This is a genomic window from Photobacterium sp. ABD4_091, from assembly GCF_056160145.1.
Window position 1 is genome coordinate 292326 of the sequence record NZ_JBSWWQ010000004.1, and the last position, 24113, is coordinate 316438.

At 45.4% G+C, this 24113-nt stretch carries 20 protein-coding genes; 11 read left to right on the top strand and 9 right to left on the bottom strand.

The features are described 5' to 3' along the window. Window positions 1–266: 266 nt before the first annotated feature. Window positions 267–1607 carry a patatin-like phospholipase family protein gene (locus tag ACXAGQ_RS25760; RefSeq protein WP_475257789.1) on the bottom strand — a complete coding sequence of 447 codons (1341 nt, stop codon included), beginning with the start codon at window positions 1605–1607 and terminating at the stop codon, window positions 267–269. A gap of 175 nt (window positions 1608–1782) precedes the next feature. On the opposite strand from ACXAGQ_RS25760, the gene dgcN reads away from it, so the two are divergent. Together dgcN and dgcA are read left to right on the top strand one after the other, a co-directional pair. Continuing rightward, on the top strand, window positions 1783–2787 hold the full coding sequence (gene dgcN / locus ACXAGQ_RS25765; RefSeq protein ID WP_475257791.1) for an N-acetyltransferase DgcN: 1005 nt from the start codon (window positions 1783–1785) through the stop codon (window positions 2785–2787). Between the two features lie 9 nt (window positions 2788–2796). Next, window positions 2797–3783: an N-acetyl-D-Glu racemase DgcA gene (gene dgcA / locus ACXAGQ_RS25770; RefSeq protein WP_475257793.1), complete on the top strand. Its 987-nt coding sequence runs from the start codon at window positions 2797–2799 to the stop codon at window positions 3781–3783. 53 nt (window positions 3784–3836) lie between these two features. On the opposite strand, the gene ACXAGQ_RS25775 is transcribed toward dgcA, so the two are convergent. Both ACXAGQ_RS25775 and ACXAGQ_RS25780 read right to left on the bottom strand, forming a co-directional pair. Beyond that, window positions 3837–5405, bottom strand: coding sequence for a BCCT family transporter (locus ACXAGQ_RS25775; protein WP_475257794.1), 1569 nt, complete (start codon window positions 5403–5405; stop codon window positions 3837–3839). A 263-nt stretch (window positions 5406–5668) separates the two neighbouring features. Further along, window positions 5669–6604, bottom strand: coding sequence for a Gfo/Idh/MocA family protein (locus ACXAGQ_RS25780; RefSeq protein ID WP_475257796.1), 936 nt, complete (start codon window positions 6602–6604; stop codon window positions 5669–5671). A gap of 105 nt (window positions 6605–6709) precedes the next feature. Here ACXAGQ_RS25780 and ACXAGQ_RS25785 point away from each other — a divergent pair, with 105 nt between their 5' ends. Both ACXAGQ_RS25785 and ACXAGQ_RS25790 read left to right on the top strand, forming a co-directional pair. After that, the gene (locus tag ACXAGQ_RS25785) at window positions 6710–7468 is read left to right on the top strand and encodes a phosphatase PAP2 family protein (RefSeq protein ID WP_475257798.1); all 759 of its coding nucleotides are present in this window, start codon (window positions 6710–6712) and stop codon (window positions 7466–7468) included. Window positions 7469–7723: 255 nt separating this feature from the next. Then, window positions 7724–8602 carry an AEC family transporter gene (locus ACXAGQ_RS25790; RefSeq protein ID WP_475257800.1) on the top strand — a complete coding sequence of 293 codons (879 nt, stop codon included), beginning with the start codon at window positions 7724–7726 and terminating at the stop codon, window positions 8600–8602. A gap of 91 nt (window positions 8603–8693) precedes the next feature. Here the strand turns inward: ACXAGQ_RS25790 and ACXAGQ_RS25795 are convergent, their stop codons facing one another. Then, complete coding sequence (locus ACXAGQ_RS25795; RefSeq protein WP_475257802.1) at window positions 8694–9050, bottom strand: helix-turn-helix domain-containing protein; 357 nt, start codon at window positions 9048–9050, stop codon at window positions 8694–8696. A 271-nt stretch (window positions 9051–9321) separates the two neighbouring features. Here ACXAGQ_RS25795 and ACXAGQ_RS25800 point away from each other — a divergent pair, with 271 nt between their 5' ends. Both ACXAGQ_RS25800 and ACXAGQ_RS25805 read left to right on the top strand, forming a co-directional pair. Beyond that, entirely contained in the window at window positions 9322–9705 is a 384-nt protein-coding gene (locus ACXAGQ_RS25800; protein ID WP_475257803.1) for a hypothetical protein, read from the top strand. Between the two features lie 121 nt (window positions 9706–9826). Continuing rightward, window positions 9827–10270, top strand: a complete 444-nt coding sequence (locus ACXAGQ_RS25805) for a DUF411 domain-containing protein (RefSeq protein ID WP_475258075.1) — start codon at window positions 9827–9829, stop codon at window positions 10268–10270. A 66-nt stretch (window positions 10271–10336) separates the two neighbouring features. Here ACXAGQ_RS25805 and ACXAGQ_RS25810 read toward each other — a convergent pair whose 3' ends face one another. Then, a complete protein-coding gene (locus tag ACXAGQ_RS25810) occupies window positions 10337–11299 on the bottom strand; it encodes a hypothetical protein (protein WP_475257805.1) in 963 nt (320 codons plus the stop codon). A gap of 222 nt (window positions 11300–11521) precedes the next feature. On the opposite strand from ACXAGQ_RS25810, the gene ACXAGQ_RS25815 reads away from it, so the two are divergent. The 5 genes from ACXAGQ_RS25815 (at window position 11522) to ACXAGQ_RS25835 (ending at window position 18795) form a co-directional block, all read left to right on the top strand. Continuing rightward, on the top strand, window positions 11522–12217 hold the full coding sequence (locus ACXAGQ_RS25815) for a DUF2786 domain-containing protein (protein WP_475240808.1): 696 nt from the start codon (window positions 11522–11524) through the stop codon (window positions 12215–12217). A gap of 289 nt (window positions 12218–12506) precedes the next feature. After that, window positions 12507–13811, top strand: coding sequence for an inosine/guanosine kinase (locus ACXAGQ_RS25820; RefSeq protein ID WP_475257807.1), 1305 nt, complete (start codon window positions 12507–12509; stop codon window positions 13809–13811). Between the two features lie 310 nt (window positions 13812–14121). Then, the gene (locus ACXAGQ_RS25825; RefSeq protein ID WP_475257809.1) at window positions 14122–15102 is read left to right on the top strand and encodes an ABC transporter substrate-binding protein; all 981 of its coding nucleotides are present in this window, start codon (window positions 14122–14124) and stop codon (window positions 15100–15102) included. Further along, the gene (locus tag ACXAGQ_RS25830) at window positions 15092–17176 is read left to right on the top strand and encodes a putative bifunctional diguanylate cyclase/phosphodiesterase (protein ID WP_475257811.1); all 2085 of its coding nucleotides are present in this window, start codon (window positions 15092–15094) and stop codon (window positions 17174–17176) included. The genes ACXAGQ_RS25825 and ACXAGQ_RS25830 overlap by 11 nt, the downstream gene beginning before the upstream one ends. A gap of 416 nt (window positions 17177–17592) precedes the next feature. Beyond that, complete coding sequence (locus ACXAGQ_RS25835) at window positions 17593–18795, top strand: multidrug effflux MFS transporter (RefSeq protein ID WP_475240799.1); 1203 nt, start codon at window positions 17593–17595, stop codon at window positions 18793–18795. Between the two features lie 321 nt (window positions 18796–19116). On the opposite strand, the gene ACXAGQ_RS25840 is transcribed toward ACXAGQ_RS25835, so the two are convergent. The 4 genes from ACXAGQ_RS25840 to ACXAGQ_RS25855 all read right to left on the bottom strand — a co-directional run bounded on the left by ACXAGQ_RS25840 (window position 19117) and on the right by ACXAGQ_RS25855 (window position 24089). Next, window positions 19117–19896 carry a dimethyl sulfoxide reductase anchor subunit family protein gene (locus tag ACXAGQ_RS25840; protein WP_475257812.1) on the bottom strand — a complete coding sequence of 260 codons (780 nt, stop codon included), beginning with the start codon at window positions 19894–19896 and terminating at the stop codon, window positions 19117–19119. A gap of 2 nt (window positions 19897–19898) precedes the next feature. Further along, window positions 19899–20516 (bottom strand): DMSO/selenate family reductase complex B subunit, encoded by a 618-nt coding sequence (locus tag ACXAGQ_RS25845; RefSeq protein ID WP_475257814.1) that lies wholly within the window; start codon window positions 20514–20516, stop codon window positions 19899–19901. A 10-nt stretch (window positions 20517–20526) separates the two neighbouring features. Continuing rightward, complete coding sequence (locus ACXAGQ_RS25850) at window positions 20527–22953, bottom strand: DMSO/selenate family reductase complex A subunit (RefSeq protein ID WP_475257816.1); 2427 nt, start codon at window positions 22951–22953, stop codon at window positions 20527–20529. A 296-nt stretch (window positions 22954–23249) separates the two neighbouring features. After that, window positions 23250–24089 carry a hypothetical protein gene (locus ACXAGQ_RS25855; protein ID WP_475257818.1) on the bottom strand — a complete coding sequence of 280 codons (840 nt, stop codon included), beginning with the start codon at window positions 24087–24089 and terminating at the stop codon, window positions 23250–23252. Between the last annotated feature and the right edge of the window lie 24 nt (window positions 24090–24113).

Sequence of the window (24113 nt, forward strand, 5' to 3'; positions counted from 1 at the left end):
GTAAACAAGCCACTAAACGGTAAGTTAATTACATAAACATTACAGAGGTGACTCATGAACTACGATTCTCTTATGGCAATGCACTACATCGTTTCTAAGCGTGTTAAATCTCAAACCAAACAAAAGAAACGTAAGTAACAACCTTATCGTTCAATGCCAATTGAACGGTTAGAACGCAGCAACACCCAAGAACTGATGACGAGTAAGCCCTCCTTAAGGAGGCATAGATTACATTCCCTTTGAAAACTCGTCATTGAGATACTATGCTACAAGTCTTCACCACCATCTCGGTAATTACTGAGGAAAGCTTGGAACGATTCATTTTGCATTAACTGCTGATACCCCTCCTCGACTAAAGCGTCCACTTGCTCAGCATCTAAGCTCAAATCTGTGGGTATCTGGTTAAGAAAATGCTTTTGCTTTATATCTGTCACATCTTCCAGGTTAATATCAACGAAGTAAGTCGACATCTGTACATCTTCGGTAGAAAGAATTGAAGCCCAACGATCCATGGTTCTAGCAAACAAACTTTTTGATGCATCATTAAAGCGATGTAACTGAATGTCTGTCATTGCCGACAAGGTCTCTTTGATGGTCGGTTCTTTGGTTGATCGCTCCATCTCAAAATCAGGCGATGTAGAGGCATCGACCACAATCATCACGAAATGTGGCAAAGGCTTTGCGCCAATCCGCTTGAAAAAGGCTTCACCGCCACCAGAGCTTTCAATGACATCATAAAATGACAGCAGTCCAAGGTTGTCAGTAATGCCACCATCAACCAGATGAATAAACGTCCTGTCGTATTTATCTTGGTAACTCTTGAGTCCTTCAACTGTATGGCGAGTATGCGCCTTTCTCTCACCATCCGATGATAATTCTATCAACTGGCTTTGCTCACACCCCTCATGGTTTCTCAGTACCACGGGGTTAAATACCAAGGGGACAGCAGAAGAAGCTGTTACGGCATTGGCGACGGGATAAGTGGATAAATCTGAACACAGTAGGTCAAAGTACTCTTGAAGGAAGGAAAAACGTATCCCGCCTCCTAAGTCTGAGGCATTCACCACCACGATGGGTTTATCTGGCCGATTCATATCGGCAAAAGTTGCACCGTAGAAAAGGTTGGCCTGGTAGTAATCAATGGTTCGCTGGGTTCTCCCCCCTGTCGTGAACCACGTTCTCGGACTTATAACCCGTGAAAACAGATCATCACTAATGCTGTGATAAAGGAAGTCTTCTTCAAAATCCGTAAACAGCTTGTCGCCATACAGGCCATAATACGCGGCGGTAAAACTTCCCCCAGATACCGAGCTAATAAAATCAACTTCTTTGAGTATTGTCTGATTGGGCTGCTCGAGTTTCAATGCGGTATCTCTTAGCGCTTTCATCACACCATACGATAATGCAGCAGCCCGCGTTCCCCCCCCTGACATGGCAATAGCTACGGTAATTTCTCCCTTGTTTACCCGGTTTGCCGCAGTGGTGAGTGAATAGGTGTTCTCAGTATTTAAAGACGGCTTAGGCTCATTGACGACGTTGCCATATGTTGTGCAACCGAAAGACGTTACTCCAAGCAACAAGCCAATTGCTTTCTTTGCTAATTGCATTACCCACTACCTATCCCGTTCACTTTGTCTTATACATTAGTTGAGGCTAGGCAATTGAGGTGTAGCAACTAAGCGACTATAACCTGAAGTTATACCCTTGAAACATTTAAGTATTCGAGCTTGGGCCTATGCTGATTTAAGGTGTCATTACGATAGCAAATACCAAGGATGAACCATGCAAATTCCACAACCTTACCTCTTGTTCCTCGGCGATGTCATAGATCCCCTCTCAGCCAAAACAGCAAGGGGGATTCTGCAATGGCGACCGGAGATCTGTGTCGGCCAACTTCGACTCACGCCGGATACTGTCAGTCTTGATTTGTCAGATCTTTGTTTAGAAGATGCCTATGCCAAAGGCGCTAGAACCTTGGTTTTGGGGACAGCAAATTCAGGTGGCTATATTCCTCCAAGCTGGCTGGCAACCCTTGAGCGCGCACTAGACATCGGTTTTAACTTGGCGTCGGGAATGCACCAGCGTTTGGGTGATAACCCGACACTAGCGCAAAAAGCCAGAGCGAATAACTGTAAGCTTTTCGATGTCCGCCACTTCGAAGGCGACTTGGACGTCGGCAGCGGTAAGCCTCGTAACGGCAAAAGGCTACTAACCGTAGGAACGGATTGCTCGGTTGGGAAAATGTATACCTCCCTTGCCCTCGAAAAAGAGATGAACAGCCAGGGGCTGAACACCCAGTTTTGCGCGACGGGTCAGACCGGGATATTTATCGCGGGCAAGGGTATTGCAGTTGATGCAGTCGTCGCTGATTTCATTTCAGGTGCCACAGAAGCGATAAGCCCTGCCTTTGATGACCATGATTGGGATGTCATTGAAGGACAAGGTTCGCTGCTGAATCCTTCTTTTGCCGGTGTCAGCCTCGGGCTTTTACACGGTGCCCAGCCCGATGCCATGGTGCTGTGCCATGAAGTAGGTCGCCAACACATACGTCACCTCCCCCACATGCCAATGCCTGGTTTGGCGCCCGTGATGGAAGCTAACCTGGCGGCTGCACGCCTGACCAACCCGGACGCTAAATTTGTCGGGATCTGCCTCAACACATCTTCGCTTGATATTGATGAAGCCCGCGCATACTGCCAGCAGCTGGCCAGCCAATTCCAACTGCCCGTCACCGACCCGGTTAGGTTTGGTGTGTCTGCCATTGCTGAACAACTTCATCAGTTTTAAGGAGCGTCCATGGAAATCAATGCCCGTCATGAACGTTTTGAGCTTGCAAGGACGTTTGTGATCTCCCGAGGCAGCCGTACCCACCAAGACGTTGTGGTTGCAACGGTCCTACTGGGTGATCGCAACGCAAGTGCGGAATGTACACCGTATGCCTACTATGGCGAGACCGTCGAGAGTGTCATCAAACAAATAGAAGGTTTCAACACCTTGCTTGCTCAACACCCTACTCTTTCGGCAAAATCCGTACAACAAGAACTGGTGCCACTGTTGCCTGCCGGAGCGGCTAGGAATGCTATCGACTGCGCACTCTGGCGGCTTAATGCAGAGACAGACTTCCCTGCACCGCTGTTTGATATCAAGCAACAGATCATCACTGCTATGACGGTGTCAATCGACACGCCGCAACACATGGCTCAGCAAGCGAAGGAGCTCTGTGGCTTGGGGGCGAAATTACTCAAGGTGAAGCTGGATGACCAACAAATTGTCGAACGGGTTGCAGCTGTAAGAAAAGCCGCGCCAGATTGCGAAATTATCTTGGATGCCAACGAGGCGTGGGAGCAGCAAGCATTAGTCGATTTGTTCGCCTCACTGACTGAATACAACATACGGATGATTGAGCAGCCAGTGCCAGCAGGGAAAGATCAATTATTGAAAGGCATCCCGCATCCTATCCCTTTGTGTGCCGATGAAAGCTGCCATACCAGTGATGACTTGGCTAAGTTGGAGGGATGCTATGAGATGGTCAATATCAAGCTGGATAAGACTGGCGGCTTATCCGAAGCGATAAAACTCGCGCGGCAAGCGAGAGTGCTAGGGCTGGAAATCATGGTCGGTTGCATGGTTGGCACCTCGCTTGCTATGGAGGCTGCCCTCCCTGTTGCCAGCCAAGCGGAGATCGTCGATTTGGACGGCCCTGTGCTATTAAAACATGACCGTGAGAATGGTTTGCTTTATGAAAACGGTAAGCTTATTACCGATAGCGTTGCCCCGCTGTAAAAAAAGCGCAAGCCACATTAATGGCTTGCGCTTTCATTCATCAAGAAAGTCGTTTACGACTGACTGGCTACTTCTGCTTGTTCCCAGTGTTGCTGAGCTTCTGCTTCAGCCTTCTTACCTTGCATTCGCAATACGGCAATTGGGCCAGTAACCAAAGTTGCGGCAAGCAAAATAGATACAGGAACCGCAGTGATGACAATGAACGATTGAAGTGCGTTCAAACCACCGTCACCAGCAAGTAGAAGCACACCAGCAATTACGCCCATAGCCAAAGCCCAGAACAGGCGCTGTGATTTCGATGGCTGATTGTCGCCAGAAACCACAAGGGCAATTGAGTAAGCCATAGAGTCGCCCGTTGTCACGACAAATGTTGTCGTCAACACCAAGAATGCAGGGATCAGCAACTCGTTGAACGGTAGTTGTGCCAGAGATGCTAGCAAAACGGCTGGCAGACCAGAGTCAGCAAGCGGACCTGAAATGCTTCCCGGAACCTGAAGCTCGAAGAAGATCCCTGTACCACCCAATACCGTAAACCAGAAATTGGTTACGATCGGCGCGGCTACTGCGATGGTTAGGATTAATTCGCGGATGCTACGACCTTCAGAAATACGGGCAATAAAAATAGCCATCATAGGTGCAAAGCCGATAAACCAGCCCCAGAAGAACCATGTCCACCACTGGCTCCAAGCAGGACTATCTGCATTCACACTCATTTCAGGCAAGTGCTGAATGTATGAAGCGAAGGCTAGACCAAAGTGCTCAAAGATAAATTGAGTCGGGCCAAATACCAACATAACCATCAACAGAGCAAAAGCACCGACAATGTTGAAACGGCTCAGCCATTGAAGGCCTTTATCCATACCTGTAAAGGCAGATAGCGAGTAGATTGCAACAACAACGGCCAAAATCACCATTTGACCAGAGGCGTTATTCTCAATACCAGCAACCACTTCAAGGCTGTAACCTAGCTGTGATGCCAGGAACCCGATTGGGCCGATTGTACCTGCCGCTACCGCAATGATTGAGCATGAATCAATCACCGAACCAAACCAATGGTTTTCCAGCTTATTACCCACAAGAGGATAAAGCAGTGCGCGAGGACGAAGTTTTACCCCACCTTGATGGTGTGCGTACATCAGGACAATCGTTGCAAGCGTACCAAGAGCCGCCCACGCCAAGAAGCCCCAGTGCATGAAACTTTGGCTCAGTGCCGGCACTACTGCAGACGCAGTTTGTGCTTCAACACCATCAAAGCTTGGAGGCATTGTCATGAAGTGATAGATAGGCTCTGCTGCTGACCAGAACACACCGCCACCAGCAAGCAGTGTACACATAATCATCGCTAGCCAGCGGAATGTGCCAATGGTCGGTTTGCTGTTCACAGCGCCCAGACGCTGCTTGCCATAAGGGCTTACCGCAATGATTAGGGCAATAATAAGGTTTAGCACCATTAGCCACTGCCAGAATTGGCCAAACGCTGCTGTGGAATATGCAAACGCGGTATTGATAACCTGACTGATAAATGTCAAATCATAAAGGGAGAAGAGGAGGAACAGTCCTAGAAAACCAATCGTTAGAACTGAAACTGTTTTGTCGCTACCTTTTAGGGTATTGCTTAGCATAATAATCTCACGGTGTGTGTGAGGGGCGGCACTTTAACAGCACATTACCCGCCACACCAGTGAAATATTTCTTTATATTTTATAATGACAACTCAAACACATAGCATCACTGAAAGACAGCCTAGCAAAATAGTCAACTATTAGAGGTAGTTATAAGTTTTCCTACCCACTCCGGGGTAAATGCTTTGAACACGAAATATTTTTTGTGACCCAGTTCAAAATCGCATCAACCCCGAAGTATCAAAATGCCCACAATACTCACCTCATTTCACTTGATTAACCAAATGCTCTGCCAGCAGGTGGCTATGTAAGTTGCGCTGAGTGATAGTAAGTGATTGTTTGCCAGAGCTAACTACCTCTAGCCAGTGCTCTGCCATGGCATGGAAGCCTTTGGTAGCCAGCATTGGTGTCCAGTCGGCAAGCTTAAGTCGTTCTTCTTTATTACCCTGCCAGCAACTCCCTTCAGTGAAAGAGTCAAACCGGTAACTGGCATTTTGATAATTGGCCGATACCGTTTCCATCGTTACACCATGCTGGCGGTTCATTGATGCATGGAAAAGGGTTCCGCCCTGCTGCCATTGCACGTCCAACCGTCCCAATAACTTTTGCCCGCCTCTTTGCACAAACTGACTAGTCACAAAAATATCTTCAGGTGCAACAGTGCCATTGAGGTTAATGCTATCTAGCGGATGAATAAAATCATCAAAGATAAAAGTACGTGCCTCGCCCGGCAGATCATGCCGGTGCTTTTCCCAGCGTAATGACAATAATGGTGTTGTCATCTGGGTATCATTCTCAACACCAGGCAAGAATTGTTGATAGAGAGGGATATAACGACGATTAAAACCCATAAATAAAGGAACTTGATGACTTTCCGCCAAATTATGCAGCCTTTCGCATTGGTCATAACTATCTGCTAGCGGCTTATCGACAAAAACAGGTAGGCCAAGTCTTAGGAAAAATTCAGCCAACATTGGATGTGAAGACGTCACGCTGTGGATCATAACTGCATCAATCCCAGCTTTTGCGAGTTCACGATAATCCGTATAGCTTTCTTTTACATGGTACTTCATCGCGAGTTGTTGCAGGCGCTCGGGGTTACGGGTACAAAACACCCACTCTACGTTTTCCATTTGGGTCAGCACTGGCAAGTGGGCTTTAACGGCAATATCACCTAACCCAATCAAGGCAATCTTCATCTTCTTCCTTACTAAACTTAAGCTAACGGTTTATGACACTTATTTTACTTTTTCGCGGGTAAACTCTGATAGAATCCCGTCTCCATTTTATGAAGTGTATTGATTATGTCTCTCCGCCCATTCATCCAACAAAAAATACCCGGCCTTATCGCACTCTTGTTAATGACAACCGTATTATCTGCGGTATTGGTCTTTTATTCTCAAGCCGACTTGAATGGTTCTGTTTCTGATACCAGCGGAATGCTCTTTTCGCTATTAACACATTCCGCAGGTAATCCAGGCTTCCTGGTATCCGTCGCCGTATTTATGCTCATTCCAATCGTGTTAAGGTTACCACGTAAGTCTCTGATCAAACTAGGCATCCAATTTACGCTGCTGCTTGCTTTGAGTTTTGTGGCAAAAACGGTCATGAAGCACATCACAGAAGTTCCTCGCCCTTATACGCATGAGCTGCAAGCGCTTCATATTGTCGACACGCCTCAAGCGTTCTATGCCCTAAGCCAGGAAAAGAAAGACGAAGCCGTACAGGAAGCCAGCAAAAGTGTCAGCCACTGGCGAATTAGTCATTGGCAAGGGGAAACCAACTATTCGCTGCCATCTGGCCATACCATCTTTACTGCAGTGTGTGTTGCATTCTGGGGTGGTTTTTTCTTAAGACGCCGTCAGATTGTACCTGCGAGCATCATTATTCTATGGGCTATTGGCGTAGGTGTAAGCCGTATCTGGCTGGGTATGCATTGGCCAACTGATCTGCTCGCATCTATTTTCGGTGCCGGTTGTTTGTACCTCTGTATTCCGGAATGGGGACTGTCGCCGGAAAAGCAGAGTAAACTGACTGAGCAAGGGGCTAAGCAGGCAGTGTAATACCCGCTTAGCAGCTAAGTCTGCCAACCTCCGATAATATCCGCTGGTCAAGGTTTAAACTCCCCCTGGTCTTGATCGGCGAACTAATGCTTTTACCACAAGACTTTACCTAAATAACTCAACTGGCAAATCACCTCACTTTTTCACAAAACCACCCTATCCCCATGCTTATAATTACGGTAATTTGATTCGAGCAACTATTTGGGGTTTTGGGTTTTGGGTTTTGGGTTTTGGGTTATTAGCATAAGGGATATCATGCTAGAGCAAATTGTAGGGATACTGTTTCCCGTCTTCACATTGGTCGTCATTGGGTTTGCCGTTGGGCGCTGGTTGAAGCCAGATTTCCGCCCTATCAACCGAATCAACATGGATGCATTCACACCCGCCTTGGTGTTCTCGTCATTAGTTGCGATGCCACTTGATGTCGAACAGCTTCCCTTACTTTATGCCTCTCTGATTGCTGTCCTTATCCCCGGTATCCTGATGATACCTATATGCCGCTTTGGCGAACTCAATTACAAAGCATGGGCTCCCCCACAGATGTTCCGCAATAGTGGTAACCTCGCGATCCCGCTATTTACCTACGCATTTGGTGATTCAGCTCTTGCCCCAGCCGTATTGTTATTTGTGGTATCGGCCTGCGTTCACAGCAGCCTAGGCTTGGCGATGCTTAGCAGTGGAAACCCTTTCAAGCAAATGATTAAAATGCCTATCTTCATGGCAACCTGTGCAGCCCTGCTTGTCAATATAAGTGGCATTGGCGTTTGGAAACCACTGTATGACGCGACAGCGTTATTGGGACAGGCAGCCGTGCCTGTAATGTTGCTGTCATTGGGTTCGCAGATGTGTAATTTACGCCTGGAAGGATTAAAAATCGGGCTGATTTGTACCTGCCAGTCACTGGCCACAGGGGCTATAGCATTCTCACTGATCTACTTTTTTGTCCCGCTCCCCACTCTAGAGCTACAGATGATGGTGCTATTTACCATGTTACCACCGGCGGTAATGAACTACCTCTATGCCGAGCGTTTTGTCATAGAGCCTAACAATGTCGCCTCGATGGTGCTATTCGGTAACTTTTTCAGTATTTTCGCCTTGCCACTCTTATTGATGTTTTCCTTATCTTTGGCTTAAACAAAAACACCTCTGCAAATAGTTCAGTTTGATTAACTATCTGCAGAGGTGTCAGAGACGCAGTGCATCCAAAAATGTGCTTTAAACGGGCTTAATGCACTTCTACGCTATGCACGTATTCGACAACCAGCTTATTGCCTTCATAACGTACATTTCTGATGTCACCATCAACAATGAAGGTATTAGTCAGGGTTACAGAGTTAGGCATGTCGCCACCCATTTGGTTGCGTAGCGACGGTAATGTCAGCATAGGGTCTACGCCAATATAGCTACAGAACTGAGTGACAAAACGGTGTTCCAAAGGAACACTGCCACGAAGAATGTCAGAAAAGACCAGCTGACTCACCCCTAGGCGCTTAGCCATTTCGATCTGGGTTACTCGCATCTTTGCCTTGTAGCTCATCCAAGTATCATGAAGAACCTGACGGTCTTGTTCTGTATATTGCATCTTAGTTTCCTTGCGCCCTGTGCCTAGCGCATTTGTATTTTTTCGTTGTACTTATTTAAGCTGATCCTTAAATCTGTTTTGTCAGAGAAAAGTAAGGCTTCAAGGCTTTCAAAGCCACGTCACATAAGGGCGAGCCCATTCTCATTAAAAACAAATGGGCATTCATAGACTTGTCATTTTTTGTCCAAACAGCGCATTGTCTTGCTCTTGAGATTGTTCAATTTCAAAAATGATGGATATAATGTGCTTATCCGCCAAATTAAGGTTCGTTATGCGCTTACAGAAGATGATTGCCAAACTTGTCATCTTTATGATGCTGTTTGTTTCAGTAGCATCAAGCGCATTTGCCCCTCATGCCAGCCCAACACATTACGATGATTGCGGCTCCTTTGCGGTAATGTCCCACTGTTGTAGCCCTAACTCGATAATGGTAACTGCCGTTTCTGATAACGGTGACACTTGCCAATTAGTGAAAACAACATCATCGGAAAACTGCTGTAAAGACAACCAATGTCATTCCGGGCAGATCCCAATCGCGATTCTTGCTGATGAGCTTATCGTTGCCCCTTTGGCAGGTGAGCCCAAATATAAAGAAATTGAAGGTAGCCACCGCCTGGTAAACCGAGTGATCTTCCGTCCTCCTGTCATTGCTTAATTTGGCCTTTAAAAAGGCTAAACACTAAACGTGCTTCCATTTCAACAGCACCTTAACGTTTCACACTAAGCAAAATAATTTATTTAAAATTAATACGTTACTGACAGGAATTATCATGAAAATGTCTTCAAAAGCTCTAATCGCAACAACATTGATCGCAACAAGCTCTTTTTCATTTGCCCAAGTTCTAAAAGGAACCAACTACCAATCTCCCTACTGTGGCTGCTGTAAAGAGTGGGTGAAGCATATGGAAGATAACGGTTTCGAGCTAGACGTCGTTTACCAAGAGAACATGACTCCAACCAAAATCGATCTGGGCATTCGCCCTGAATATGCGTCATGCCATACCGCTGAAATTGAAGGCTATAGCTTTGAGGGGCATGTGCCAGCTGAAGATATCCTTCGTTTTATCGAGTCTAAACCTAAGCGCATGGTTGGCCTAGCCGTTCCTGGTATGCCGATGGGTTCACCAGGCATGGAATACAACGACCAAAAAGACCCTTACGAAGTACTCGCGTTCGATGAGAATGGACGAACTATGGTATGGTCTCGCCATAACCAGTAATTCAGGCATACTGACAATAAAGGCGCCAATGGCGCCTTTTTTTGTAATTCAAACGGCTTATTCTACTTATAGCTTTTCGAACCACTGTCGGTTCGGATCCTGGTGCTCAGCCCACTCTGGCTCAAGCTCGCGGTGCTCAAGATAAATCTGCATCGCAGTAAAGTAGGTAAAAGCGGTTAACTCAGAATCAGCACCAAAATGCTCGAAAAAAGCGTCTTCTTGCTGGGCAAGTTGATTGAGCGTGGTAATACCCTGCTTCAAAATCCACTGCGTCGCATGCGGCGGGATCATAGTGCGGTGTAAGATAAGCTCCGCGATGTCTCCAACATTAACGTCAATACCCTTAACTTGTTTCGTTTCAGGTACAGCCAATGCCGCTTCTTCAGCTTGCAGGGCTTTGAGGCTATCAATGCTCGCTGTGCGCTCAGCTGCGGAATAACCATAGGTTGTTTTGGCAAAGCGAATGGCATAAGACAGGCGATCCCGCCCCACTACCTCAACAACTTCCTCGAGGTATTCTTGTGGGATATTGTAAGACTTTGCTAGTTGTTCTATCGCGTGAGTCAAACTGGTATAAGTAATACCATCAAATTGCACATGGAAAGCATTGCTTAATGCGGCAACCGGTAAGCCATCAATCGTCAGCGGCCAACCTGGATAGTTTACCCGTGCCTTGGCAATTTCAAACATCTTCCAGGCACTTTCACGAAAACCTTCCAGCGCTTTGCCTTCGAACTCAGATTGTTCAAGTTCTTCCTTGGTCCAGTTCACACCGATCTGTAGGTGCTTTTGGTATTTGCGATGGAGCTGTTCCTTTACTTTATCGCGTAAGAGCTCCAAATCACTGGCTTTTACGCCCTTGCAAATACCATAACATTCTTGGCAACTAGGCAGCATGGTAGGCAGCTTTTGGTGATCGTAATTTGGCGATGGCAAGAAGGCATATGATTCGAAGTAAGGCTCGCCACAAAACCAGCAGGTATGGCGATAATTGAATGGAACATCAACGGATTGGTAGGTCGCTGTCATAGCAAAAATACCCAAAAGAAAAACTGCCGAACATTATGCGTGCCCAACAGCCAAGACTCAAGGCACAGAGGTTTCAATTTCATGATATTCAACGAGTAGATTACTGCTGTCAGCATCGCATATCTTCAAGAAAAAAACTGCATAAACTATCCGCTTAAGATAATTGTGCTGGCTTCGTGAACACGTTAAAATATGTGCCCTTTTCTATCATGGTGCGATCGAATGTCTGAACAAAAGCGAAAGGCGCTCAAAAAAATTGCAAAATGCCTCGAGCTGGGTAGCTCCGCCAACGTCAATGAAGCTGCGCAAGCCATAAAAATGGCGCATCGCTTGATGCTTAAATATGGCCTTGAGCAAGACGACATCGAATTTATCCAAATGGGTAAAACCAAAACGCAAACCCTACTGCCTGCTGATATCAGCCAGCAGATTTTGAAGATCATCCGCGGTATCAATCGCCGCTTCGGTGTCGAATGCGTATTGACCAACCATAAAGGTCTCAAACAGGCTGAGTTCATTGGTGTCGCAGAGCGTGCTATCTTTGCCGCGTTTGCTTTTGACGTTGTTTACCGTGAAATGAACCAGCAGACCGGTCAATTCAGAAACAGCTTCCAAGGCACTGGTACCAGCACTGCCGAAGTGACCCGCCGAGTCTCTTCATTCCTTGCTGGTTGGCTTGAAGGCGCACTTGAAAAGCTACCTGAACTCAACACTGATGATGACCATGATAAGCGCATGAGTAACTTCATCGACAAAGAATTCGAGAACCTTGATCGGGAAACCTTTAAGAAACAGCTTCAAGAAGCGATGAATGCCCTAACCGATGATTACGAAAAAGGCATGAAAAAAGGCCGCTCTATCTCGGTTAACCGCCCTGTTGCCGGTGAGAAAGCGTTCCAGCCAAAACTGCTTTCATAAACTAAATCACTCAACACCCACCAACCAAAGCATTTTGGGGCAGTTATTGAGTGGGATATGAATATTAAGGTATAATTGCTTTTCGCTCATCAAAAAGCAGCCAACACTTTGGCTGTTTTTTTGTTTGTAAAATAATCAGCTATACCTTTTGGAAATGGCAGTTAAATTTTTCCGAATAAAAAAACAGCAACCAATCACAAAATGTCATCTTAGCGTCATGAAGTGGGATGTAAATCTCATTTTTATGATACAATGAAACAAAATCCCCTTTAACCGATAGCCTTCAAACATGAAATTCCCTGGTCAGCGTAAATCCAAGCATTACTTTCCAGTCAATGCCCGCGATCCATTAGTAGCTCAAATCCAGCAAGAAAATCCGCTATCTCGTACTCACCTTGTGGGTGTCGGCCAAACTATCGTAGATATCGAAGCGCGTATTGACGATGAATTTCTGGCTCGCCATAACTTGAGCAAAGGCCACTCACTGGTACTTGCTGAAGACAAGGCTGAACTACTCTACCAAGAGCTGAAAGAACGTAACCTTATCAGTCATGAGTACCCAGGTGATACCATTGGTAACACCCTTCATAACTACTCTGTACTTGCGGATGACAAATCAATTCTTCTTGGTGTAATGAGCCAAGATCTCAAGATCGGATCTTACGCTTACCGCTACCTTTGCAATACCTCTAGCCGTATGGACCTAGATTTCTTGCAACCCGTTGAAGGCCCTATTGGTCGCTGTTACACCCTTATCACCGAAGACGGTGAACGCACATTTGCGATCAACGAAGGGGAAATGAACCAGCTCAAGCCTGAGTTCGTGCCGGAAACTGCATTCGAAAATGCATCAGCTCTTGTTCTTTCTTCTTACTTGGTTCGCGGCAAGCCAGGCGACCCGATGAAGGACTCAGCACTAAAAGCTATCGAACACGCCAAAAAGCACAACGTTCCTGTTGTACTGACCCTTGGTACTAAGTATGTCATTGAAGGCATGCAAGATTGGTGGATCGACTTCCTCAAAGAACACGTAACCTGTGTCGCGATGAACGAAGAAGAAGCTGAAGCGCTAACCGGTGAGAAAGATCCACTTATCGCTGCAGACAAGGCTCTCGAGTGGGTTGACTTGGTACTATGTACCGCCGGCCCTATTGGACTTTACATGGCAGGTTATACTGACGACGAGCTAAAACGTGAATCAACACTGCCTCTTCTTCCTGGTCGTATTGCTGATTTCAACAAATATGAATTCAGCCGCCCGATGAAGAAAGCAACGTGTGAAAACCCAATTCGCGTATACTCGCACATTGCGCCATACCTTGGCGGCCCTGTAGAGATTAAAAACACTAACGGTGCTGGTGATGCTGCGTTGTCTGCCCTTTTGCATGACATGTCTGCTAACCGTTTCCACAAAGCCAACGTGCCAAACTCGGGTAAACACGTTGGTGACTTCCTAAGCTATTCATCGTTCTCGCAAATCTGCCAATACTCAAACCGCGTAAGCTATGAAGTATTGACTCAACACGCCCCTCGCCTATCGCGAGGCCTCCCAGAGCGTGAAGATTGTTTGGAAGAAGCATACTGGGAGCGATAATCGCCACCAGCAACATTCAATAAAAACGGAGCTTCGGCTCCGTTTTTGTTACCCGATGAATAAGTCACTACGTTAAAGTCATATGTTTAGGTAAAAAAAAGTCTACTAATAGTGCCAAACCAAAAAAGGCACGCACTCCCCCAGCAACTTTTTTGTTTTTAACATTAATTGTCCTAACATTAATTTTAAGAGCCCTTGTTCAACATATTGATGGCATTATCATTATTAAAGGGTGAGAGTGGAAAATATCAATGAACTGAATTATTAAACAATATGCTGTTTAGTTTTAAATTAGTAAGGACGTTGAATAATGAAGGCTGTATCGACTGTTTTTACCTTATTGTTACTGTTTGGCTGTTTGGAAGAACGTCCAAAACAGAATGACACAAGTGAAGTCCAGCCTATTTCCGTAGTAACCGGTATCCAGCCCGGTACAGGGCTATTGAGAATAGCTGATAGCGAAGATTATTTCCAACAGCAGAATTTATCGGTCACCATCACAGAAAGGCCCAGTGGCAAACTGGCTATTCTCTCTGTCATCGACAAACAAGTCGATGCCGATGTCATTTTCACTGCTGACATCGCCTACCTTGCCAACCAGCATCACCTTCAAGAGTATCGTATAGTTGCTTCGGTTTTCGACTCGGATAACCATAACGCGATTGCTAGCATGAACCCACTCACTGATATTAATGCTATGGCGGATAAAGTGCTGTGCACTCAATATTTATCTGCTCTTCACTTCTTTGGTCAACTCCTTGTGCAAAGAAATAATATCAATAACGTGAGCTATCAATTTTATAATGTGGCAGATCTCAACGACAAACTACTCAGTGGCGAATGTGACTTCATCACAACCCGCGAACCTTTAAGCTCTGATCTACTCGCGAGGAGTGATAACCAAGTACAACTCACCTATTTCCCTGGGGTGTACTTACAACATGAATTGATGCTTGCGCATAACAGGGTATCAGATGAGTCTTTAGGTCAATTTGTCCAAGCCATGATAGAGGCAGAAAGTTTGTTTGATTCTGAGCCTCATCAAGTAGATATCTTGCTGAGTCATAGTTTAAAAACAACACCACAGAAACTAAGTCGCCTCCATCAAGACAGTGTTTGGGAAGTGTCATTGTATCAACCTTTAATCCCGTTACTCGATCGACAAATGGAGTGGCTTGTGTCCTATGGTCTAGAGGAAGGCAAGACTTTCTCCTCTTCATCCTCCCTCAGGCCGGATGTACTGCAACACATAGCGCCATTAAGACAAACAGTGGTAGCGTATGAAAATTAGTATCAAGCAAGTTATTGTTCTCTTTGTAGTTGTCTTGACTGGCTTCATCTTTACCCTATTCTATATTTCAGAGAAACAGAGCAGTATAAAAGAAGAAGTCATTCAACTTGATGAACTTGCATTTAAGTTAACGCAAGAGACCAATCGATTGAATGTATTCGTTGCCGATTACAACTTCAAACATGCGCCTGAAACCTTGGAACTGTGGGCAACGACTCTAAGCGTCATAGAACAGCAGTATAAAGAGCTGTTACTGTCGACAAACCTCAACAACCACTCTATGTCAAAACGCGTTGATTCAGATCTGTCTCGGATCAGAAGACAGTTCACTTTATTGCAAGGTGCAAAGAGTAGTGAGGATACTCATTGGATCACCATTAACCTTAATACCTACAATCAAAACTTAATTACCCATTTGAACAACCTCACCAAACAGATAAGGAAATTCGCCACCAATGAATTAGCACAGCTCTCTGCTGATCAAAGAGTGATTTTTACCATTATCACATTCTTGTCCCTACTCTTATTTGTCATTATACATTCCGCACTTATTGCTCCGCTCCGTATAGTAAAGTACTTGCTAGAGCGAATTGGTAAAGGTGACGAAATCATTGATTTTAGCAAATCAAACATTAAAGAGTGGTCTCAATTAATCTCTGACATTGAGTCTATGTATCTTGATCTAAAAACCACGACCGTCAGTAAAGTCGCACTTGAAAGTGAAGTTGAAATGAGAAAACGTGCAGAGCAAAAGGCTAACTCGCAGGCGCGTACCGACTTTCTAACCGGGCTGCCTAACCGACGTCGAATGAATGAGATACTGAACAATAAGATTGCTGATAATCACCATTTTTTCCTATTGTTTCTTGATATCGATAACTTCAAGTCCATCAATGATAACTTAGGGCACTCCAAAGGGGATGAACTCCTCAAATCTGTCGGTAGGATCATCGTTGATCACCTTGGCATTCAAGACCAAGTCGCTCGTATTGGTGGTGATGAATTTGCCATTCTTTATAATGGTGATAAAAAACAAGATGTCGAAAAGTTTTCGCAAACACTTCAGATAGCACTGAGTCACCCAATTAGAATTGGCTCCTCCAATATTCGAATTAGCTGCTCTTTGGGTATCGCAAACTACCCTTATGATGGTCAGAACGGTATCGATTTGTTAGCAAGAGCTGATACAGCAATGTTTTATGCCAAACAGCATCAAGTTGAAACATCAGGCATCGCCATCTATACCCCCCAAATTGGTAGCTCTAGCAAATCAAAATTTGAGATCTACCAAGATATAAAATATGCCATTGAAAACAACGAGTTCGATGTATGGTTTCAACCTCAAATTAACATTCAAACTGACGAGATTGACGGATTTGAGGCACTGCTTCGCTGGAAGAAGCAAGATGGCAGTTATATCAGTCCCGATATTTTTGTTCCATTATTAGAAGAATCAATAGATATTGTTGTCGTTGGTGATCTAGTCATTGATAAAGCCATTGCTTTCCATCAACAGTTATTAAGTAAAGACATAAACCTACCTGTTTCCATTAACATTTCTGCTGTTCAACTCGAGCGTATTGACTTTATAGAATCACTCTATGAAAAACTAACGACTCAAGGTTTGAAACCATTCAAGTTCCCGCTTGAACTGACTGAAACCGCAATTATCAAAAACAAAGATGAAACCTTATCCTCAATGCAGACACTCAACCGGTTAGGCTTTTCACTTCAGCTTGATGACTTTGGTACGGGTAATGCTTCTCTTGATCTTCTATTAAGCCAACAATTTGATACCGTAAAAATAGATAAGTCTTTTACACTTAATGCCCCCTACCAGAAAGAAACCGATACGGTGATACGGGCTATTAGCCATCTGTCAAAAGAGCTTAACTTTAATATTGTTCTAGAAGGTATCGAGCAATCTATTCATCATGACCTAGCAGCCAAGTACAACATAGCGTTAGGCCAAGGTTACTTTTACGCCAAACCAATGCCCGATAAAGTTGCTATTGAGTGGGTATTAAACAGACAGGAGCAACACCAGGGGGCTTCATTTGATGTTAGCGCTTAATTGCTGATACCATCGCGCGATTCATAACACGTATTGCCAAGTGACTGAGGTCGCTTACACCAATAGGCCTACATGAGAAGCATACTCGCAAAAATACTGATCGCGCTTACAGTACTCCTAGCATTAGTCGGGATCTTCCAGATAACTGTATTTTGGATGGTAATTTCAGATATGGACTCAATGGAAACACCCTATTACTGTAAAAAAGATGGTGTTGAATACCTGTGTAACCCGGAAGAGCACAGCGCCCTGTATTTTCCTGAATAATCCCTCCAGCACAAAATGGATACCTTAATCGGCAAGATTTCAAATTGAGTTGATTAACATCAACTCAACTTTGCAAATAGTTGATATAATCAACCAAATTCTGCTTTGTCTTTTCTCGACTCTGTCGCTTACCCATTGAGAACATCCACTTGAAGAAATCCCAACCAATACTGGGGAAATCCGGTACGTTATTTTTCCTTGTCATCATTAGTGCCTTTCCCCCACTGACGATTGACTTGTACCTGCCTGCATTGCCGCAAATGGTCAATGTGTTCAACACTGATCAATCGATGGTAAACCTCACTCTCAGCAGCTACTTCGTCACCTATGCGGTCGGCTTGCTATTCTGGGGGCCATTGAGTGAAAAGTTTGGTCGCAAACCTATCTTATTTGTTGGGATAAGTGGATACATCATTGCTAGTATCTTATGCGCAATGGCAGGCAGCATTGAACAGTTGATCGGCGCACGGGTTATTCAAGCCTTTGCCGGCAGTGCAGTTACCGTTGTCGCTACCGCAATCGTCAAAGATCTGTTTGATGGACGTGAACGCGAAAAGATCATGGCGACCATTATGTCTCTAGTGATCATTGCACCTATGGTAGCCCCGGTTCTTGGTGCTTTTCTATTGAAAATCGCCTCTTGGCGAATGATGTTTGTTACGCTTGCAGTATTTGGTGCCTTCGCTTCTATACTGGCGTTCTGCTACAAAGAGACGCTTGAAGCCAAGTACAGTGGCTCTATCATTCGCTCATGGGGAAGGCTTTGGGTCGTACTGAAAAACCCAAGATTCGTTGCACTGCTGGTGATTTTCTCTATCACGCCAATCGCCATGATGGCCTTCCTAGCCGCTGGCTCATATATCTATATCAATGGTTTCGGACTTACCGAACAGCAATTTAGCTATGCGTTTTCATTCAATGCATTGTGTGCTTCATTCGGGCCAACCATTTATATGAAGCTATCTCGTCATATTCCGGTTCAGAAAATCATCACCTTATGCTTCTTCTTACTCGCTACAGCTGGAGTGTTAACGGTTACCATCGGCCATACATCGCCAATAGTGTTCGCGTTAATTGCCGCACCAGCAACTTTAATGGTGATTACCATGCGTGTACCTGGGACTAATCTGATGCTTGACCAGCAAGACAGTGATACAGGCTCGGCTGTCGCATTAATCCAGTTCTGCGGCATGATTTGCGGCTCGCTTGGCATGGTATTGGTTTCCATCCGTCCCGATTCGCTGATTGAAAACCTCGGAATTCTTCAGTTTATCGTAGGCCTCACAGGTGGTGTGCTTTGGTTACTGGCTAGAAACCAGCCATTTGTGGCCAATAAGCTCATCAAGCAATAACGTCAGAAAATAACTTCAAATAATAGATATCTTCACGCAAAACCGGCACTTAAAAGTGTCGGTTTTCTTTAAAAGCCCTTGCTAGAAACCAACAAGACCCGTTTCATACGCTTACTGTTTTCCGAGTAATAAATGAAATGGAATGCACTATCGCGTTAAAACCCCCCTTAATTACAGGGAGTTACAAAGAAAATCTGGGATGATACAGTATAATCAACCTTATTTAAGCAGCAAATAAACAGGCCAAGCTTTTCAACTTGGCCTGTTATATCTATTTTTCTATTCATTAATCTATGAGCATTTAAACACAGCTTTTAAACACTACATGCTTATCGCCCACAAGTTATAAAAACTCATACGTCCAACCAATTCACCAATTACCAGCAAGCCACACGCAGAGAGTAAGATTGGCTGAGCTGATTTCTGTTTCAATAGAGCAAAAAAGGCCAGCCCCCCACCAATCAACAATGCAACACCTTGTGCTACCCACAGGCTACTCTGCTGGGCAGCCAAAGCCGGCTCTACCCCCGTGACAAAGGTAATATAATCAAACCGCAACGCCAGAGTAATAAAGACAGCAGCGATTGATACCGCGACACCATGACGAAACGCCCCTAATACAGCAGCTAGCGCCCCACCGGTGATAAATACCGTCGTCAGCATCTGAATCGTTGTATGGGAGGTATCCCAAGCGGCAACTGTACTCAACTGATAGACTTTCGGAATAGTGGTGATAAAAGCAATAGCAAAAATAGCCGTTGCCCACCGCAGCACTTTTCTTTGTCCTTGTGTTCCTTTCTCATAGAATCCAGCCAGACCGACCAGAATACCAAACCCAGCAAATGCACCGCCTAGCAAAATTTCATTACTCATTGGAGAGCGCCCGATACCCGCCAACAGGTTCAAAGCACGCATTGGCACACCTAGATGGAACATACCGACAAGCATGCCCACCGAAAGCAGTGCCATTGAGACCAAGATACCAATAGACAGCTTGCGCTCATCCATACCATTGACAGGTTGGCTCAACAATAAAATCAAATACGCGCCTGCGGCAGCTTGTGCCAGTACCGTAAAAAATACCAAAGGTAATTCATGCATAACTACACCTCCGCCCTATTCTGAATCGTTCCGGCTTTATCACCGCTCGGCCTTGACTTGGAATGTGGATGAATAACCAAGTTCGGCTTGGTTAAATTCGCATTCGGTAAAGGGGCAATCTCATTGAGCTGGCCATATTTTTCCCTCAGCTCAGCTATTGGCCCAAACTCTATTGCCCGTTGCGGGCAGGCCTCGACACAAACTGGCGATTTCCCCTGCTCCAGCAGGTCAAAACAGCCATCGCATTTGCTCATGACTTTCTTTTCTGCATCAAACTGAGGCGCACCATAAGGGCATCGCATTTCACAGTATCGACAGCCCACGCACTGGTCTTGATCGACAACCACCAGCCCATCTTGTTCACGCTTAGCCATTGCTCCTGTCGGACAGCCCTGCGCACAGGCGGGCTCATCACAATGGTTACACGCAATGGAGAGGTAATAGCTGTAGACATTCTGTTGCCATAGGCCATCTTTCTGCACCCATGTGCCCCCACCGTACTCATAAACGCGGCGAAGTTTAGGGCCGACATCCAAGTCTTTCTTGTCTTTGCAGCTTACCGAACACGTTTTACAGCCCGTGCACTTGGCTGAGTTAATATAGAATCCATATTGCGCCATTACTCACCCCCTAAGCCTTTTGGATTTCCACTAGATTCGAATGCTGCGGATTACCTTTTGCCAAAGGAGAAGGCCGCTGTGTTGTCAGAGTATTAATACATCCTCCAACATCGATCCCTTTCTTGTTCGGTTGATACCATGCCCCCTGCGGGACGGCGACAACCCCCGGAATGATCCTTGCTGTCACTCTCACTGGCATATGGATTTGGCCGCGATCATTGAACACCAGCACACGATCCCCTTGGATCAAGCCCCGTGACTGGGCATCAACAGGGTTCATCCAGACTTCATCATGAACAGCCTCACGCAGCTGCGGGACATTGTGATAAGTCGAGTGGGTTCGGCCTTTGGTATGGAAGCCAATCATCTGCAATGGGAACTGCTTCATGCGCTCAGGCTCACCCAAGCCTTCGAAACTCTCACAGTACTCAGCAACAGCTGTGATCTTATCGCCTGCTGGCAACTCCCACGTATCAGCAATGTTTGCCAAGCGCTCAGAATACATTTCAATCTTGCCCGAAGGTGTTTTTAGAGGGTTGGCCGCAGGGTCATCCCTGAAGTCTTTCAGTGCGATATGGTCTTCACTCTTTGCCAGTTTACGGTCAATGATCCCCATACCATCTGTTTTGGCATATTCTGGAAGGTGAGGGTTTGCTTTGCGAAGGTTCTCATAGCAATAGGCAATCCACTCCTCGTAAGAACGCCCTTCAGTGAAGGCATCGAAGGTTCCCATTTTCTTGGCGATTTCAGCCAATACATCATACGTCGGACGGTTTTCCCACAGCGGCTCAATCGCTGGCTGCAAACGAGTTACGTAATGATAAGCCCCTGTCGCGTAGGAATTATCAATAAGATCGCTGGTTTCCAGTGTTGTCACATCAGGCAAAAGAATATCGGCATAACGCGCTGATGGCGTCATATGATGATCCCAGACCATGATGAACTCACACATCGACTCATCTTGTAGGATGTCATGGGTTTTATTGAGATCCGAATGCTGGTTCATGGTGACGTTACTGGCAAAATGCCACAAGAACTTGATATTCGAATCCAGTTTATCCTTATTGCGGATATAGCTGTTTTCGGCAGTCATTTCGGTACCGCGGGTAATAGCATCCGTCCATAGGAAACAAGGGATCGATGTCTTAACAGGGTTGGCCGTAGCAAAACCAGGAACGGCATATTTCACACTGCTACCCCAGTTACCAGTATTGGTACCCAGTTTGCCGAACTGCTTGGTCATTACAGGCAACATCATAATGGCTCGTGCAGACTGCTCACCGTTGGCAGTACGCTGCAGTCCCCACCCTTGAGAAATCCATGCCGCTTTTGCGCCCGACATTTCCCGCGCCAATTGCTTTATTCTAACCGGAGAGATACCGCAGATTTGGCTCGCCCATTCTGGCGTTTTTTCAATACCATCAGAGCCCTTGCCAAGAATGTAATCTTTATAGGAGGCATTTTCAGGAGCTGAATCTGGCAGCGTACTGGCATCCCACCCCACGGTATAGCGATTGATAAACTCATCATCTGCCAAGCCTTCAACAATGAGGGTATGCCCAAGGGCTGCTACTAGTGCTGCATCTGTACCTGGCTTAATCGGTATCCACTCGGCATCGAACGCAATACTGCTATCAGACATACGGGGATCAATGATAATCACTTTGGCATTGCTACGCTTCAATGCTTCGAAAGCTTCTGCAATCTGTCCACCGCCCGACATCCGGGTTTCAGCCAAGTTTTGACAGAACATGACCACTAAATCCGAGTGAGCGATATTCGATATCAGGCTCCCCTGACCACTGCCGTATACAAAAGGTTCTACGGTAGAGATTTGCGCTGTCGAATAAGTACCATGCTGCTCTAGAAAACCGCCGATGGTATTCAAAAAACGCTTATTGGCATTTCGGCCCAATAGATTTGCACCGGTAGAGCCAGAGCCATATTGGTAATAAATCGCTTCGTTACCATATTCTTCGATGGTGTACTTGAGCTTATCAGCAATAATGGTCGTTGCTTCATCCCAGCTTATCCGCTGGAATTTCCCTTCACCGCGCTTACCCACCCGCTTCATAGGATACTTCAAACGATCAGGACTATAGGTTTTCCATTTCACCGAACGGCCTCTCAGACAAGGGCGGATCTGGTGCTGGCCCCATACCTCATCATCAATACCATTCTCAGTTGAAATTTGAGTCACTACACCGTCTTTGGTGTGGACTTTCAAAGGACAACGACTACCACAGTTGACCAAGCAAGCACTGTATGAAATCTGCTCTTCTGTGTCGTTAACAGTTGTTTGCGCTTGTGCAGATTTAGAGAAAGGAAGTGGGACACTCGCAGCGATTGCTGCCATTCCCCCAGCCTTGGCCGAATGCCCAAGAAATTGCCTGCGAGACAACCCCTTCATGAAGGCATTAAATTTATGTCTATCCATTGCCACCGCCTTAATCATATTAAATTCTGTAATCAGATTAAGGCGGAACACACATTGTGAATGTTGATTAATATCAACAGAGTTATCAGCATCAAAACACCTATCTATAAAGTGGTATTATGATCACCAAAGAAAGCAAATATTCGCTCGCGGAATATTTGAGGAAAATCTGATAAATCAGTAAATGAGAATTAATTACATGATTAGGTTAAACCAGAAAGGCCATAGCAACTTCACTATGGCCTTGTTCTTTATATTCTATTGAGTGGAAAGCTATTAGCTGTTTAAGCAATAATTTAAAAACGCCAATCGAAGCCTACAGAAACCTTTGTTTCTTCTCCACGTAAAGAGTCAATGCTGCCTGTTGGATCGTTAATGTCATTGACTTTAATATTGGTATATTTACCTTCGAGGTAAATATTGAACACAGCATCGCCTAACTGTGTACGGACGCCCTGCAATAACACCAGATCTACCATCTGCATGTCTACACCACCGTAGCTTGAACCGCCAAATGCCTGAAACACAGTATAGTGCGTATCATTCCAAGGCTGAAGCCCATAAAGGTTGACTGAGGCCATATGCGCGTGATCACCTCCAAGCAACTGTTTTACATCAGCCCCTTTAATAGACATGCTATTCGTTCCTGTCGAGTAACCATTTAGCATGCTGCTGTTAGATTGACCGTTAAATCCTTTGGCTATTTCATCAGTATCAATGTCAACATAAGAATAGTTGACGGACGGGAAAAATAACGTCTTGCCGTTGGTTGCTGTCAATGGAAGCATATAACCTGCAGTGTAGAAATTCGCGGCATCCGTTAAATTGACATCGGCGTAGACACCACCGAATCGCTCATCAAAATTAGCTAGGCGAAACCTAAAGTCTTCTGATTGGGTAAAGTATTCGCCAATCATAATAGTTTGTGTTTGATACTCACCATTACCGTATAAGTTATCAAAACCACCACCTGCGACGAGCTTTATTTCGCCTTTATCATCCGATGCAATACCACCCCGCCATGAGGTATTTCGTGGATCTGCATCGTGAACCTCTGTATCTAGAGCCAATGCTGGAGCTGAAAGAGACATAGCCGCAATAAGGCTAAGAGAAAGAAGAGTTTTGCTGCTGTTCATTTTTTGTGCCTATAATTTTTAAAA

Coding starts and splice junctions, on each gene's coding strand:
- ACXAGQ_RS25780 (WP_475257796.1), bottom strand. CDS start 6,604: ATGAAGATTGCCTTGATTGGGTTAGGTGATATTGCCGTTAAAGCCCAC.
- ACXAGQ_RS25805 (WP_475258075.1), top strand. CDS start 9,827: ATGTCTTCAAAAGCTCTAATCGCAACAACATTGATCGCAACAAGCTCT.
- ACXAGQ_RS25820 (WP_475257807.1), top strand. CDS start 12,507: ATGAAATTCCCTGGTCAGCGTAAATCCAAGCATTACTTTCCAGTCAAT.
- ACXAGQ_RS25850 (WP_475257816.1), bottom strand. CDS start 22,953: ATGGATAGACATAAATTTAATGCCTTCATGAAGGGGTTGTCTCGCAGG.
- ACXAGQ_RS25840 (WP_475257812.1), bottom strand. CDS start 19,896: ATGCATGAATTACCTTTGGTATTTTTTACGGTACTGGCACAAGCTGCC.
- ACXAGQ_RS25760 (WP_475257789.1), bottom strand. CDS start 1,607: ATGCAATTAGCAAAGAAAGCAATTGGCTTGTTGCTTGGAGTAACGTCT.
- dgcA (WP_475257793.1), top strand. CDS start 2,797: ATGGAAATCAATGCCCGTCATGAACGTTTTGAGCTTGCAAGGACGTTT.
- ACXAGQ_RS25800 (WP_475257803.1), top strand. CDS start 9,322: ATGCGCTTACAGAAGATGATTGCCAAACTTGTCATCTTTATGATGCTG.
- ACXAGQ_RS25790 (WP_475257800.1), top strand. CDS start 7,724: ATGCTAGAGCAAATTGTAGGGATACTGTTTCCCGTCTTCACATTGGTC.
- ACXAGQ_RS25825 (WP_475257809.1), top strand. CDS start 14,122: ATGAAGGCTGTATCGACTGTTTTTACCTTATTGTTACTGTTTGGCTGT.
- ACXAGQ_RS25830 (WP_475257811.1), top strand. CDS start 15,092: ATGAAAATTAGTATCAAGCAAGTTATTGTTCTCTTTGTAGTTGTCTTG.
- ACXAGQ_RS25845 (WP_475257814.1), bottom strand. CDS start 20,516: ATGGCGCAATATGGATTCTATATTAACTCAGCCAAGTGCACGGGCTGT.
- ACXAGQ_RS25815 (WP_475240808.1), top strand. CDS start 11,522: ATGTCTGAACAAAAGCGAAAGGCGCTCAAAAAAATTGCAAAATGCCTC.
- ACXAGQ_RS25855 (WP_475257818.1), bottom strand. CDS start 24,089: ATGAACAGCAGCAAAACTCTTCTTTCTCTTAGCCTTATTGCGGCTATG.
- ACXAGQ_RS25810 (WP_475257805.1), bottom strand. CDS start 11,299: ATGACAGCGACCTACCAATCCGTTGATGTTCCATTCAATTATCGCCAT.
- dgcN (WP_475257791.1), top strand. CDS start 1,783: ATGCAAATTCCACAACCTTACCTCTTGTTCCTCGGCGATGTCATAGAT.
- ACXAGQ_RS25775 (WP_475257794.1), bottom strand. CDS start 5,405: ATGCTAAGCAATACCCTAAAAGGTAGCGACAAAACAGTTTCAGTTCTA.
- ACXAGQ_RS25785 (WP_475257798.1), top strand. CDS start 6,710: ATGTCTCTCCGCCCATTCATCCAACAAAAAATACCCGGCCTTATCGCA.
- ACXAGQ_RS25795 (WP_475257802.1), bottom strand. CDS start 9,050: ATGCAATATACAGAACAAGACCGTCAGGTTCTTCATGATACTTGGATG.